At 67.5% G+C, this 14,735-nt stretch carries 11 protein-coding genes; 8 read left to right on the plus strand and 3 right to left on the minus strand.

From position 1 onward, the window contains the following. Window positions 1–234: 234 nt before the first annotated feature. From NA11_RS39190 to NA11_RS39200, 3 genes are all read right to left on the minus strand, one after another. The gene (locus NA11_RS39190) at window positions 235–978 is read right to left on the minus strand and encodes a S1 family peptidase (protein ID WP_069167159.1); all 744 of its coding nucleotides are present in this window, start codon (window positions 976–978) and stop codon (window positions 235–237) included. A gap of 71 nt (window positions 979–1,049) precedes the next feature. Further along, on the minus strand, window positions 1,050–1,865 hold the full coding sequence (locus NA11_RS39195; RefSeq protein WP_069167160.1) for an Rv1486c family protein: 816 nt from the start codon (window positions 1,863–1,865) through the stop codon (window positions 1,050–1,052). A 79-nt stretch (window positions 1,866–1,944) separates the two neighbouring features. Next, complete coding sequence (locus tag NA11_RS39200; protein ID WP_069167173.1) at window positions 1,945–2,772, minus strand: DUF3097 domain-containing protein; 828 nt, start codon at window positions 2,770–2,772, stop codon at window positions 1,945–1,947. 151 nt (window positions 2,773–2,923) lie between these two features. On the opposite strand from NA11_RS39200, the gene NA11_RS39205 reads away from it, so the two are divergent. The 8 genes from NA11_RS39205 (at window position 2,924) to NA11_RS39240 (ending at window position 14,554) form a co-directional block, all read left to right on the plus strand. Then, complete coding sequence (locus tag NA11_RS39205; protein WP_069167161.1) at window positions 2,924–3,355, plus strand: NfeD family protein; 432 nt, start codon at window positions 2,924–2,926, stop codon at window positions 3,353–3,355. After that, on the plus strand, window positions 3,355–4,686 hold the full coding sequence (locus NA11_RS39210) for an SPFH domain-containing protein (RefSeq protein WP_069167162.1): 1,332 nt from the start codon (window positions 3,355–3,357) through the stop codon (window positions 4,684–4,686). Before NA11_RS39205 ends, NA11_RS39210 begins: the two co-directional genes overlap by 1 nt. A gap of 32 nt (window positions 4,687–4,718) precedes the next feature. Next, window positions 4,719–6,011 carry an ABC transporter substrate-binding protein gene (locus tag NA11_RS39215; RefSeq protein ID WP_069167163.1) on the plus strand — a complete coding sequence of 431 codons (1,293 nt, stop codon included), beginning with the start codon at window positions 4,719–4,721 and terminating at the stop codon, window positions 6,009–6,011. Between the two features lie 696 nt (window positions 6,012–6,707). Next, entirely contained in the window at window positions 6,708–8,390 is a 1,683-nt protein-coding gene (locus tag NA11_RS39220; protein ID WP_167837831.1) for an ABC transporter permease family protein, read from the plus strand. A 70-nt stretch (window positions 8,391–8,460) separates the two neighbouring features. Next, window positions 8,461–10,206 carry a tetratricopeptide repeat protein gene (locus tag NA11_RS39225; RefSeq protein ID WP_141718099.1) on the plus strand — a complete coding sequence of 582 codons (1,746 nt, stop codon included), beginning with the start codon at window positions 8,461–8,463 and terminating at the stop codon, window positions 10,204–10,206. A 1,185-nt stretch (window positions 10,207–11,391) separates the two neighbouring features. Next, the gene (locus NA11_RS39230) at window positions 11,392–12,069 is read left to right on the plus strand and encodes an O-methyltransferase (RefSeq protein ID WP_069167166.1); all 678 of its coding nucleotides are present in this window, start codon (window positions 11,392–11,394) and stop codon (window positions 12,067–12,069) included. A gap of 303 nt (window positions 12,070–12,372) precedes the next feature. Next, window positions 12,373–13,389, plus strand: coding sequence for a TIGR03617 family F420-dependent LLM class oxidoreductase (locus NA11_RS39235; RefSeq protein ID WP_069167167.1), 1,017 nt, complete (start codon window positions 12,373–12,375; stop codon window positions 13,387–13,389). Window positions 13,390–13,696: 307 nt separating this feature from the next. Next, window positions 13,697–14,554 (plus strand): enoyl-CoA hydratase/isomerase family protein, encoded by an 858-nt coding sequence (locus tag NA11_RS39240; RefSeq protein ID WP_069167168.1) that lies wholly within the window; start codon window positions 13,697–13,699, stop codon window positions 14,552–14,554. Window positions 14,555–14,735 lie beyond the last annotated feature (181 nt).

Below are 14,735 nucleotides of genomic sequence, written 5' to 3' on the forward strand. Positions count from 1 at the left end.
CCATGTCCCGCTCGCTTCCCGTGTTCGTGTCGAGAGGGACATCGCTGAGCCGAAAGCGGCGTGTCGCCGCGGCTATGTCCCGCTCGGAAACAATGGGTGCATCGCGCGGGACATCAGGTGGGTCGATCTTGGGGGCGCCTCGCAGGAGGGCGACCACCCGCATTCGCTCTCGGAATCTGCACTGCTGCTGAGCGAATCCGCCCCCGTGCCAGGCGCTGAGTGGCGTGTGGTGGTTCAGAACAGGACGGCGGGCACGCGGGCGTAGATGCCGGGGTAGCCGGGTTCGGCGGCGCCTTTGCCCCACGAGGTGAGGGCGACGAGCTTGCCGTCTACGAGAAGTGGTCCGCCGCTGTCGAACTGGTTGGCATCGGCCTGGGTGGACCCGGCGCACAACGCTTCTCGTTGGTCGAAGGAGTCGCTGTAGGCGGTGCAGTCGCTGTTGAGCGGGATGGTGGCGGCGTGCAGGAGTGGATTCGCCCAGTCCTCGTCGGAGGTGGCGCCCCAACCGAGGATGGTGCCGGAATCGCCGTGCGCCGTACCGATCTGCACGGTCGGGCGCTGCACCGGGCGTTCGAGGGTGAGCACGGCGAGGTCGTTGTGATAGGCGAGGTCGGTCTCGAACATGGTGATCCGGAAGTCGGGGTGCACCCGAACGCCGGTGACGCGCACTGACGTTCCGTCGGTGGTGCGCAGGTCGGTGCGATCGAATGTGACGCGCAGTGCTGCGGGCACCCGGCCGGTGAACACGGCACAGTGCGCGGCCGTGAGCACCTGGTCGGGCGCGATGAGCGCGCCGGCGCAGAAGTGCCCGGACGGGCGCAGCGGCAGCAGCGGGGTGCCGACGGCAACCAGCCATGGGTACGCAGTCGCGTCGGCGGGTTGTCCACCGACCACAGCCTGCGCCGGAGCGGCTCCCGGCAGGCCGAGGCCCACTGTTGCGGCGGTCAATGCCGCCGCGAGCACCGCGATGGGCCGCATCGCGCACCTCCTCTGGTCTGGTCCTGGAAGCACACTATTCCCGCGTCACGGTCGGCGCGACCGGTACCGGCTCAGGAAGAACTCCGGACCGGCGCGTGTATCGCCGCCAACCGAGCCGCGCGGATCGCGTCCCACAGCGGCTTCAACAGCGACTCCTGCGCGCCGATCGCACTGGCCGAGGTCGGCGAGGATGCCGGTTCCCGTTGCGCCACAGTGAGGATGGCGGCGACATGGTCGGCGGAGTCGAGAATCCGCCTGGCCCGCAACGGAATCGAGCCGGGGTAATCGTGCCGCGAGTAGTCGGCCAGCTCGGCCTCGATGAGCTCACGCGGATCGGAGTCCGCCGAACCGACCGAGGTCGTGTGCAGTTGCATCAGGGCGTCGGCGGCGTCGCGGACCGCCTCGCGCATCGCGTATTCGGCCTCGCCGAGCGACATGTCCGGTCCTGGCGTCGGCGGGATCGGGGTGCTGTAGACGGCCCATTGCAGCGTGTCGTCGTCGGTCCACAGGGGGATGAGGCCGGTGCCATCGGTGCCGGGCACGCCGATGAGCAGACCCTCCTCCGCCGCGATCGCGTCGGCGGCGAAGGCGGTGCCGATCGGCAGTCCGCGCACATCGCCTGGAACCGGAAGGACCAGCCGCAGCTGCGCGCCAGGCTGTGCCATCGCTTCACGAATCACCTTGAGCAGTGCCATCATTCCGGTGCCTGGCAGGTCACCGAGCGACGGCCACGGCAGATCGGTGCGGCCGCCGGTGACCGGATCGCCTGCAGCGATGGTGTGCGTGGGCGCCCAGGCGTGCAGGGCCTCCAAGATGTCATCGGGCGCGCTACAGCCGGCCAGCCATGAGCCGGCCCACACTGTGAGCGTCGCACTAGGAGAGCACATAATTATCGAGCATAAAGGGTGTGGGTTATTCGCGGGCATTCCCGCAAAGGGCATTCCTGACCAGGGGCGGCCGTTGGCGTCACGCCGGTTCGGTGACGAAGTCGATGAGGCGTTCGACCGCGCCGATCAGCGGCGCCTCCAGATCACGGAACGATTCGACCGCGCCGTAGACGCGCCGCCAGCCGTCTTGCGGGGTGCCCCAGCCGAGGCGGGCGCAGATGCCGGTCTTCCAGTCCTCGCCGCGCGGCACCTCGGGCCATGCGGCGATGCCGACGGCCGAAGGGCGCACCGCCTGCCACACGTCGATGAACGGATGTCCGGTGACAAGCACGTGCTTGCCGAGCCCGGTGGTGAGTTGGGTCTCTTTGGATCCGGTGACCAGATGGTCGACCAGCACACCGACGCGGCGGCCCGGCCCCGGCGCGAATTCCGTCAGCCGCTCTGCCAGATTGTCCAAGCCCTCCAGATGTTCGACGACCACGCCCTCGACCCGCAGGTCATGTCCCCACACCCGTTCGACAAGCGCGGCGTCGTGCACACCCTCCACCCAGATGCGGCTGGACTTGGCGACCTTGGCGCGCAGGCCGTCGACCCGGGTGGAGCCGGACGCGGAACGGGTCGGCTTGGCAGGGGCGGTCGCGGTCGGCCGGATCAGCGTGACCGGCTCGCCGTCGATGAGGAACGCGGCCTCGCGCAGCGCGAACAGCCGCACCGCGCCGCGCGCGTCCTCCAGCTTGACGAACTCGCCGTCGTAGCTGCGGTCGAATCCGACGACCGCGCCGCAGAATCCGCTCGCCGCGTCCTCGACGACCAGGTCGCGATCGGCCGTCACCCGCGGTACCGCCCGCTTCTTCGCTCGGGAATGTCCGGAGAAGATATCGCCGCCATAGCTGTCATGCCCGCTCACCCGCCTGAAGCTAGCACCGCCGCTGTGGATTTCGTACCTCGGTGCGCACCGGCGCGTCTGCGCGGTGATCGCTGCCATTTCGTGATTCACCCGAGATCGGCAGTCGTGTCAGTGCCGCCCGAGATCATCGCCGCCGCACTACAGTGGTGGCGTGGCCGCAATAGTTTGGCTGGTCGCGGGCATCTTGCTCGCGGCGGCCGAGATGCTCACCGGGGACCTGACGCTGCTGATGCTAGGTGCCGCCGCGCTCGGCACCGCGGGCATCAGCTCGGTTGCGGGGACCTCGCTGGTGGTCGACGCCGTCATCTTCGCCGTGCTCACCCTGGTGATGATGCTCGGTGTGCGCCCGCTGCTGCGGCGCCGCTTCGGGAACCCGCCGCCGATCCCGACGAATGTGGATGCGCTGCAAGGCAAGTCGGCGACCGTGCTCGAGCAGGTTGCCGAGCATTCCGGGTTGGTGAAGCTCGGCGGCGAGGAGTGGACCGCACGGCCGATGGACGAGAACGAGGTCTACGAACCGGGCACCAAGGTATTTGTCATGAGGATCGACGGCGCCACCGCCGTCGTGTGGAAGGGGCCGTAATGGCTGTACTGATCGTTGCCGCTGTACTCATTCTCTTGGTCGTGGTGGTGGTCTTCAAGTCGATTGCGCTGGTGCCGCAGGCCGAGGCCGCGGTGATCGAACGGCTCGGGCGTTATTCGCGCACGGTGTCGGGCCAGCTGACCTTCCTTGTCCCGTTCGCCGACCGCATCCGCGCGAAAGTCGACCTGCGCGAGCGGGTGGTCTCCTTCCCGCCGCAGCCGGTGATCACCGAGGACAACCTGACGCTGCACATCGACACCGTGGTGTATTTCCAGGTGACGAGCCCGCAGGCGGCGGTCTACGAGATCAGCAACTACATCGCCGCGGTCGAGCAGCTCACCGTCACCACGCTGCGCAACGTGGTCGGCGGCATGACGCTGGAGCAGACGCTGACCTCGCGCGATCAGATCAACGGCCAGCTGCGCGGCGTGCTCGACGAAGCGACCGGACGCTGGGGGCTCCGGGTGGCGCGGGTCGAGCTGAAGAGCATCGATCCGCCCGCATCGATCCAGGAGTCGATGGAAAAGCAGATGAAGGCCGATCGCGAGAAGCGCGCGATGATCCTCACCGCGGAGGGCACCCGCGAATCACAGATCAAGATGGCCGAGGGCGCCAAGCAGGCGCAGGTGCTCTCCGCCGAGGGCGCCAAGCAGTCCGCGATCCTCGAGGCCGAAGGTGAACGGCAGAGCCGCATCCTGCGTGCGCAGGGTGAGCGGGCCGCCTCCTACCTGCAGGCGCAGGGCCAGGCCAAGGCCATCGAAAAGGTCTTCGCGGCAATCAAATCCGGCAAGCCGACGCCGGAACTGCTTGCCTACCAATACATGCAGACGTTGCCGTTGGTCGCCCGCGGCGACGCCAACAAGGTGTGGCTGGTGCCGAGCGACTTCGGCAAGGCACTCGAAGGGTTCGCCAAGAGCTTCGGTTCGCAGGGCGAAGACGGTGTCTTCCGTTACGAGCCGCCGAGCGACGACGGTCAGCCTGTCAAGGTGGAGGACGACTCCGATGTGGCGGACTGGTTCGACACCGCCCCCGACCCGGCGATCGAACGGGCCGTTCGCGCGGCCGAGGCGACGGCCCGCACCCCGGTGGAGGGGCTGATGTCACCGCCGCCCGCGGCGCCGCGTCAGCAATCACCCCACCAGGCGGTGTTGCCCGGGCAGCAGGAGGGTCTGCCTGCGCCGCAGCAGGCACCGCAGCAACAGCAGCCGCAGCAACAGGAGCCTCCGCAACAGCAACGGCAGCCGCAGCAGCAACCGCAACAGCAGCCGAACTACCGTCCCGACGACCCGCAGGGTCGGCCGTGGCAGCCGCCGGAGACCTTCTCGAAGTAGGTTTTCGACACGGCGAGGCGCCCCGGGGGGTCATGCGAACCAGGCGGGAACTACTGCAGGTGGCGCTGCTCGCGCCGCTGGCCGCCGCCTGTGCGCCGGAGCTGCTGCTCGGCAACCCCGGCGCGATCCGCATCGGAGTGTCGTGGAGCGGAACGGAATTGGCGGCGTTCCGTGCGGTGCTGTCCAGCCTCGGCTACACCGACCAGGTGGACGTCGTCCCGCTCGGCGACGACATCGAGACCGCGTTCACCGCGGGTGGTCGCTCCGCGCCCGACATCGTGATGCTGCCGCAGGCGGGCCGGGTGCGGGCGCTCGCCGAGCAGGGCAAGCTGAAACCGGTCGCCCGCGCGCTGTGGTCCGACGAGCTCGGCTCACGGTATCCGGACGTCTGGCGACAGTTGTTGCAGTACAAGGGCGAACCGTACGGCGTGCCGTTCAAGGCGGCCGACAAATCGATGGTCTGGTTCAACAAGCAGCTGGTCGCGGAATACCGTCTCGGCGACCCGGCCGGCTGGACGCTCGCGGACTGGCTGGACCGGATGGAGGTGCTCGCCGAGGCGCCGGTCCGGTTGCTTGCGCTAGGCGCCGCCGACGGCTGGGTGCTCACCGACGTCTTCGAGAACGCGCTGCTCGCCGAGTCGCCGCGGATCTACGACGAGGTGGCCGTCGCGGGGGACCGGCACACGTGGGACAGTCCAGCGGTGCGCGCCGCGCTCGGGCATCTCGGCCTGCTCTGGGGGCATCGGCACGCGTTCCCCGGCGGCGTGGCGGCCGCGTTGACCAGGCAGTTCCCCGACGCGGTGCGGGAGGTGTTCGAGCATCGGCGCGCGGTGATGGTGGTCGAACCGGACTTCGCCGAGCCGATCGTGCATGCCGCCGTGCAGCGTTCAGGGCGCCGGGTCGAGGATGTGGTCGGTGTCGCTGCGTTTCCTGCGGTCGAACCGGGGCTGGCGCCGCCGCGGATCGTCGGCGGCGATGTCATGGTGGTGACCAAGTCGGCGACCGCGCAGGCCAGAGGACTGGTCGACGCTCTCGCCGCGCCGGGTGCCGCGCTGCCGTGGATCCAGCAGTACGGCGGATTCCTCAGCCCGAATCTACGGACCAGCGCACCGTATTCGCCACTACTCGAACAGTCGGCACGCGCACTGCGCACCCGCAGCGCCTTCGATCTCTCCGACCGAATCGGCGCAGTCGGCGGCCGAAACGGCCTGTGGCGCATCCTGACCGACTTCCTGATCACCGTCGGCGACGGCGCGATCGAACGGCTCGACGAGGCGACCGATCGCGCGATCATCGCGCTCGATGCCTCGGATCGGGGGCGGTGATGGGTTCGCTTGACTATCAGCCGATTTGGCTGGGGCGCAAAGACTCGGCCGATCGTGGTGCTCGATCGGGTGGAGAGGTGGCGGTGATGAGTCCGATGGAGTATCAGGCCATTTGGCTTGGGCTCGACGCCGATCGTGGCATTCGACGGCGCGGAGGCGCTGCGGTGTTGAGTCCGGTGGGCTGTCGGGCTGCTGGGCTGGGGCTTGACGATGCGGCCGATCGGCTGGGGCTCGCCGATGATGCCGATCGTGGTGCTCGATGGGGTGGCGGGGTGGCGGTGATGAGTCCGATGGAGTATCAGGCCATTTGGTTTGGGCTCGCCGACGCCGATCGTGGCATTCGACGGCGCGGAGGCGCGGCGGTGTTGAGTCCGGTGAAGTGTCGGGCTGCTGGGCTGGGGCTTGATGATGCGGCCGATTGGTTTGGGCTCGCCGATGATGCCGGTCGTGGTGCTCGATGGGGTGGCGGGGTGGCGATAGTGGGTTCGATGGAGTGTCGCGCTGCTGGGCTGGGGCTAGATGATGCGGCCGATCGTGGCGCTCGAGGGGGCGGTGATGACGGGTCCGCTTGATTATCAGGCCAATGGACTGCGGCTCGAGCTTGCTACTCGGCGGATGAGTGGGCCGCTCGTGGCGGGTAGTCATCCGCGTCGTTGGATCGGTTGGGCCACAGGGCTTCCCGCGACACTGTTGACGGTGTCGTTGGTGGTGGTGCCGGTGGTGTGGACCGTTGTGCTCGCGGTGCGCGCCAGGCCGTTGGTGGTCGTCGCGTGTCTGCTGGTCGCGGTCGGGGCGGTCGGCGCTACTCAACTCGCCAGGCACCGTTGGGTTTCCGGGGTTCGGCTGCTGTGCTGGCCGATCACGCTCGGACTGATCGGTGCGGGAATGTGGTTGCTGGGCAAGGGACTCGGCCGCGACGGCACGTGGGCCTACGTGCGGACACTGGCCTGGGTGGTGTTCGGGGTGGTCCTGCTCGGCATCGGATTGAGCATCGCGTGGTTGGCGCGCGACTCCCGGTGGCTGTGGCGGCCGTTGATCGTGCCGTTCGGGATCTCGGCGGTGGTGTCCGGTGTCGCCTTCCGGCTGATCTTCCAGTTCGGCGGTGATTGGCTCGGCATCGACAATGTGGCCGTATACAAGTGGTGGTTCCGTGTGATGCTCGGCTCCGCGTTCCTGTGGACGTGGCTCGGCTTCGTCACCGGGCTTTTTCGCGCGGGCATCCTTGCCGTCGAGGCGGATCCGGTCCGCGCGGGCTACCTGCACGGTGAGGGCAAACAGTTTCCGTTCCGGCGGCTGTTCGAACTCCTGCGTCCTGTCGTGTTGATTGTGGGGCTCGCCGTCGGTGTCGCGGCGGCCAGGGTGTTCGATGTGGTGCTCATCGGGGTGCCCGGCTCGCTTCAATATCAGATCGACAGCGCGACCGTGCACTGGTGGCGGCTCGCCGTCGACCCCGGTGTCGACCCGGGTGTGGCCGCCGCGTACGGCTTGCCGCTCGCGGTGCTCGTCGGCTTCGTTGCGTGGTTGCTGCAGACGAATGTGCGCAGGCACCGGACGAGTTGGGCGGCGCAGGCAGGTCAGGAAGGGATGGTGGCGCGGCACGGGCTCGGCGTTCGCCGCGGGCTGGGGATGTTCGCGGTGTCGGTGCTGGCGCTCGCACCGATCGGGTGGCTGATCGTGGTCGCGCTGCGCGATCGCAACGGATTCGGATTCGGCGCGGTCACCAGGATGTTTCGCGATCCGGCGCTGGTGCGGTCACTGGAAACCACGGCATGGGTCGCCTCCTTGGCCACCCTCATCGTGGTCACCGCGGCGGTGCCGGTGGCGTATCGGCTTGCGGCACTGCGGCCGAACCGGCCCGCCGCAGGCATCGCGGTGCTGACGCTCGTCGTGCTCTCGGTGCTGCCGGTGCAGAGCTATCTCGGCCCGGTGGACGCCTTCATCGACGCCAATGCGCTGTCCGGCACCCGAATTCCGTTGATCCTGCTGCACGCGGCCGCCGGGTTACCGATCGCGATCCTGGTGTTACGCGGCGCACTGCTCGCCGCACCGGGCACTCCGTCCGCCGACGCACTGCACGGCCTAGCTGGCCCCGGCGCGATCGTGCGTCGAGTGCTGCACTCGGCAGGCCCCGCCCTCGGCGCGGTAGCGGTGCTCGAATTCATCCAGGTATGGAACGATTTCGTAATCGGGCTACTGATCAGTGGCGCCGGCGCGACCCCCTGGTCATTGCTGCTGTGGGGCGGCGCACGCCAATTCAGCGAGAACTCAGCCCAATTGGCCGCCGGCTCCCTGATCTCGGCAGTCCTGCCCGTCGTCCTCCTGGTACTGACCTGGCGCCGCTGGCTGGTCCCCGGCCTGACCGGCGGGGTCCTGCGATGAATGTGCTCGGTGGGCGAATCTCGGTGCGGTGTGGCTTGTTTCGGGCGAAGTCGGGCGGCGAGGAGTGGATATGAGCGACGGCGGTGATCAGGCAGGGCATGGGGCGGAGGGGGCTGTCGATCGGGTTGCGCCGAGATCGTCTGTTTGGCAAGGGTTTCTGGGAACGACGTCGGTGTTGTCGTCCACGTTGTTGCTCGAGCTCGCGCACAACATGGTGGTGAACTCGCTGGGGGAGAGTTCCGTTGCCAAGGTGGCGGCGAACGCGTTGCGCGGACTGTGGGTGGTCATCGTGGTTGTGGCGTTGGCGTATGTGGGCTACCGGGGTCTGCTCTGGTATCGCGAAAGGATCCGCACCGCACACGAACTCGATCTGATCGCCGATCTCGTCGAGCCGGGGCCTCGGGTGCTTGCCGTTGAGCAGGAACCGTGCCCAGACTCGCCGCGCATCGTGACGGCGCTGAACGGTCACGAGATCGGCGCGGTGCTGCGGGAGCTGCCCGTCCGCGAATTCGAGGCGATCGCGCTGCTTGCCGTCTTGACTGCCGCTCTCGACGCGCCGGCGCGACTGCCGCTGGAGCGGGTCGCGCCGCATCCCACCGGCGCCGTGCTGCTCGACGATCTTCAACACCGCGGCATCGTGACATCCCTTGGCTCGCAACGTTTCTGTCTGCGTCAGGTGCCGGGGTTGCCGGACCGGGCGACGGTGCTCGCTGGGGCGCGGTGGCGGGCGGCGCTGACCGCGCTCGTGCACTACTACGCGGACCGGGCGACCCGGTGGGCGTTCGCGCTGAATACGGTCCGTTTCGCGGCGGGAGCGCGGCGCTGGTTCGAGTCCGAGGAACCCTATCTGCGCACGCTGATCACCAGCTGTGCGGCGCTCGGCGACAGGGTGCCGGCGACTCTGGCGCCCGAACTGGTGCGGATCGGTGACGCACTCGACGCATGGTATGCCCGGATCGGCTTGGGGGAGAACAGCTCCGGGTTGGCCGCCGAGTTGTGTGCGGTGCACGGAGTGGAAGGTCTTGTGCTGCACCGTGATCTGGCGTGGATGCGGGCGGACCGACTGCGCGAGCGGCCGCAGCGTTACCGGCCGCGGAACCTGTCGACCAGCTTGGCCGCGCGGTGGGAGCATCGTGCGGCGCTGCGCCTACTGGCCACCGCGCAGGCGACGGCGGATGAGCGTGAGGCAAAGTTGGTCGCGGCGGCGGCGCGGCTGGAGGCGTCCTGGTGGTTGCTGCCGCGCGAGGATGTCGCCGGTGAGGTGTGCGCGTTGATCAACCTGGCGGTCGTGCACATTCGGCAGGGCAGGCTCGATGCTGCCCAGGACCGGTTGGAGTTGGCAGAGTCCCTGACTCGCACCGGTCGCGACCCGGATGGTCGCGCCCACATTCACGAGACGCTCGGCATCGTCTGGTGGACGCGCGGTGAACCGCGGCGGGCGCTGCGCTGCTGGCAGCAAGCGTTGACCGGGTATCGCATGATGGCTGACGATCACGGGACCGCGCGCTGTCTGCAGCATCTCGGCTCCGCCATGATCGTCGCGCCGGAACACGGCGGCACTCTGCTCGGCGCGGACCCGCCGCTCACCCGCAGCGAAGTACAACGTCAAGCCAGCGGGTGGCTCGCCGAGGCGCAGCGCTTGCACCCCGGTGCGCGGTACGCGGAACACTATGCGGGCCAGGTGCGTTCAATGCTCACCCCATCCGGCCGCCGCGAGGGCATCCGCAGGCTCCTGCCGCCCCGCGAGTCGACCACCTCGCTCGACGAGATCGATCGTTGGCCCCTACCTATCGCAGACCCCGCGATGACGGTGTAGCCGATCGTGCTTGTCCGAAATTGTCCTTCGACTATTTAGGCCTGGGATAAGAGTTTTCCAGGCCGGGGGTAAGCCCGGCTTTGATGGGCGGTTTGCGTTGGGAGACTTCAGGTGTAGTGATCCGAGTTTGGTGTGCTTAGCTTCCCGGGTTCGACGGTCTCCTGGCGAGCAGGACAGTCTCGGGGTTTGCACTGGATAGCGTGGTGGCGTCGCCTGCCGTACCCGGCTGACCTCCGCTGTCAGTCACGGGTTCTCTCGTCCCAGCCGGGTCACTTGGCTGTGGTCCGGTTCAAAGATCTTCCAGAAGTGATCTTGGAAAGTTGACGGGAGAGAAATGGTGCGTGTCGCACGGCGTGTTGCAACCATTTGACTCCGCTCAACGGTGGTCTGCAACCATTTCTCTCCGGTCAACGGGGCAGCAGCAACCATTTGACTACCGTCAACGAGGCCCAACCACTTGACTACCGTCGATGGGGGTCGGCAACCGCCCCCCGGGTCATCGGCCGGTGGTCCGGCACGGAGACCTTTGAAGCGATCTTGAAGCGTTGACGTGAGAGAAAATGTGCGTGTCGCGACACGCGTCGCAACCACTTCTCTCACGCCAATCAGGTTCAGCAACCATTTCTCTCACGCCAACGCGGTCGGCAACCGTTTCTCTCACGCCAACGCGGTCGGCAACCGTTTCTCTCACGCCAACGCGGTCGGCAACCGTTTCTCTCACGCCAACGCGGTCGGCAACCGTTTCTCTCACGCTAACGAAGCTCGGCAACCCTTCCTCTCACGCCGATAGGCTCGGCAACCCTTCTCTCACGCTAACGAAGCTCGGCAACCACTTCTCACGCCGATGCGCGGCTCGCGACCTCACAGGGGTTCCGGCGCGAGAGTTGGTGCAGCCATGTCTCGTTCGCGCAGGCGGCGGTCAACGAGTGGTACATGGTGGAGGCGTTTGCGGCGTGTCGCCTCCACCATGTACCACTCGTGAGGGAGCGTCTCGCATGGTGGGATGCGGCGGAGGTTGTGGGCCCGATTCGGGGACTGCTTTGTATCGACCGGATCGGTTCGCTCGGCTCGGGTGCTGTGACGGGGCGGATCGACAGAGCGAGTGGGGATCTGGGGTCTGCGGGTGTGACGGAGGGTACAGGTGAGGACGGGCCGGGTGCGGAGTGAGGTGGCAGACTTCGAAGTATGACGACACCTGATTGGGCGGATGTAGACCGCTACCTTGTCGACACCCTGGTGCAGGACGCGGAGACGGAGGCGGCGCTGGAGGCGAACGCGGCGGCCGAGCTGCCTGCGATTGATGTGTCGCCGCCGCAAGGGAAGTTCCTTTACTTGCTGGCGCGAACGGCGCGGGCGCGCCGGGTGCTGGAGATCGGCACACTCGGCGGGTACAGCACCATTTGGCTTGCCCGCGCGGTCGGCGAGAAGGGGCAGGTGGTGACCTTCGAGTTCGAGCAGAAGCATGCGGATGTCGCGCGGAAGAACCTCGACAGCGCCGGGGTCGGCGATCGGGTGGAGATCCGGGTCGGTGCGGCGCTCGACAACCTGCCCGGGTTGGCCGAGGAAGATCCCGAAGCGTTCGACCTGGTGTTCATCGATGCCGACAAGGTCAACAACTCGAACTACGTGCAGTGGGCATTGCGGCTGACCAAGCCCGGCTCGGTGATCATCGTCGACAACGTCGTCCGGGAAGGCGGTGTCGCCGACGCGAACTCCGACAACGCGGCAATCCGAGCCAGCCGCGCCGTCCTCGAATTGCTCGCCGCCGAACCAACTTTGGACGCCACAGTCCTCCAGACCGTCGGCGCCAAGGGCTGGGACGGATTCGCCTACGCAATAGTAAACGGCGACCCCACCGACTGACCCTTGCCAGCACAGTAGTGCGCGCCGGTCGCGTCAACTGATTCGACGGCGCGCACTACGCTCGTGTGACGGGCTCGGCGTTCTGGGGCACCGTGTTCGCGTTACTGGCCCGGGGTGTGGGCGACCGTGTTCGCGCGGCGAGCCCGGGGTGCTTGATGTCCCACTGACCGGAACTCAGGTCCTATGGAACACACCCAGCGCTTCTAATCGATCTATGGTGCCCTGCGGTTTCGATGTGACCGACCCCGCGTTCTGGGGGTCAGATTGTCAGGACGAGGCTCGTGCACGGCAGGGTGGGCAGTGATGAAAGTCGATCTGCGCCTGGACAGTACGTTGGAAGACACTGCGGTCAGGGCGAAGGAACTGGTCTCGCTCGGGGCCGATGGCTTGTTCACCTTCGAAGGCGCCAACGATGTCTTCGTGCCGCTCACGTTGGCGGCCACTGCGGTGCGGGCCGATCTGATGTCCAATGTCGCCATTGCGCTGCCGCGGAGCCCGCTGCATCTGGCGCATGTGGCTTACGACCTGCAGACGTTGAGCCGCGGACGATTTCGGCTCGGCCTCGGCTCGCAGATTCGTCCGCATATCGAAAAGCGGTACGGCGCACCGTGGTCGAGCCCGGCCGCGCGGATGCGCGAGATGGTGCTCGCGATCAAGGCGATCTTCGCGGCCTGGGAGGGTAAGGCGCCGCTGCGGTTCGAGGGACGGTTCACGACGCACACGTTGATGCCGCAGGCATTCAACCCGGGACCCAATCCGTTTGGGCCGCCTGAGGTGTGCCTCGGTGCGCTCGGCCCACGCATGACGCGCGCTGCGGCGGAGGTGGCTGACGGGCTGTTGGTGATGCCGTTCAACAGCGCCAAGCATTTTCGCGAACGCACCATGGGCGCGGTCGCCGAGGGGCTTGCCACCGCCGGACGGGAGCCGACGGAACTGCGGATCTATCCTCAGGTCATCGTCGGCGTCGGACGCACGCCCGCCGAATTATCTGCCGCCGCAACGGGTGTGCGTGCCCTTCTGGCGTTCTACGGTTCGACGCCCGCCTACCGGCCGGTGCTCGACGTCGAGGGCTGGTCCGAACTGCAACCAGAGTTGAATGTGCTGAGCAAGCAGGGCAACAGCGCCGCCATGGCTGACCTGATCGACGACACGATGCTCGCCACGTTGGCGGTGCACGGCACACCCGAACAGTGCGCGGCGGCGATCCTCGAACGATACGGTGCGTACGCAGACCGGGTGTGCTGCTACTTCCCCGGTTACCCGGTGTCGAACAGCCATGTCGCGGAACTGATTCAGGCCTTACAGGCTGGTGCCGTGTGAGCGTGCGAGCAATGGGCGCAGTCGAGCAGTCGCTTGTGGTGGAGCTGAGCGTTCGCGCGGTGTGGTCATGAGTGAGCGGAGCGTGCGAGCAGTGGGGTCAGTCGAGCAGTTGTTTGTGGCGGGGCTGAGCGTTCGCGCGGTGTGGTCATGAGTGAGCGGAGCGTGCGAGCAGTGGGGTCAGTCGAGCAGTTGTTTGTGGCGGGGCTGAGCGTTCGCGCGGTGTGGTCATGAGTGAGCGGAGCGTGCGAGTAATGGGGTCAGTCGAGCAGTCGCTCGTGGCGGAGCTGAGCGTTCGCGCGGCGCAGTCATGAGCGAGGTCCGGGCACAGGTGGAGGACGGGGTCGCGGTGCTGACGCTGCATCGTCCCGAGCAGCGCAACGCCTTCACGAAGGGGATGGGCGCGGCGCTGGGGGAGTACTACCGCGCTTTCGATGCCGACGATGCGGTGCGCGTCGTGGTGCTGACCGGCACTCCACCGGCGTTCTGCGCGGGCGCCGACCTGTCCGGCGCCGAGGACACTTTCGCGGCCGCTGATGCCGCGACGTTCAGCGCGTCTCCGGTGTCGCCACCCGCGTTCGACCTGCGTAAGCCCGTCATCGCGGCGATGAACGGGCACGCGATCGGCATCGGGTTCACCCTGGCCATGCAGGCCGATATCCGGTTGGTCGCCACCGACGCGGCATACGCGGTGCCACAGGTGCGCTTCGGCATGGTGCCGGATGCGATGTCGCACTGGACAATTCAGCATCTGGCCGGCGCCGCCGCTGCGGCGGACATCATGTTGACCGGCCGCAGGCTCGACGGCGCCGAGATGGTCCGGCTCGGCCTGGCCAGCCGTTGCCTGCCCGCCGCCGACGTCCTGCCCGCCGCCATGGCGATGGCGCGCGATATCGCCACCTACGTCGCACCGATGTCGGCGGCACTGTGCAAGAAACTGCTGTGGGACACCGCACGCCACGGCTACAGCCCAGCGCAGGTGGCCACGCTGGAGACCGACCTGCACCACCGCGTGATGGGCACACCCGACGCCGCCGAGGGCGTCCGCGCCTACCTAGCCCGCCGCGAACCCCACTGGTCGGCGCGGGTATCGAAGGAATGGACGCCGCTCGACTGGCCGATTGTCACGTCCGCGCCGACGGGTGGGACCGCCACCGACTTCGAATGAGACCAGCGACATGGTCCGTTGAGACCAGTGAAATGATCCGACCCCACGGTGCTGCAGCGCTATTCAGCGGACGCGGCATGATTCAGTCGGGCGGGACATGATTCAGTCGGCACGCATCATCCGGCTGGCGGGGCATGATTCAGTCGGTGCTGCGTGATTCGTCTGGCACCGCATGATTCGG

The organism is Nocardia altamirensis NBRC 108246 (assembly GCF_001612685.1).
GTDB lineage: Bacteria > Actinomycetota > Actinomycetes > Mycobacteriales > Mycobacteriaceae > Nocardia > Nocardia altamirensis.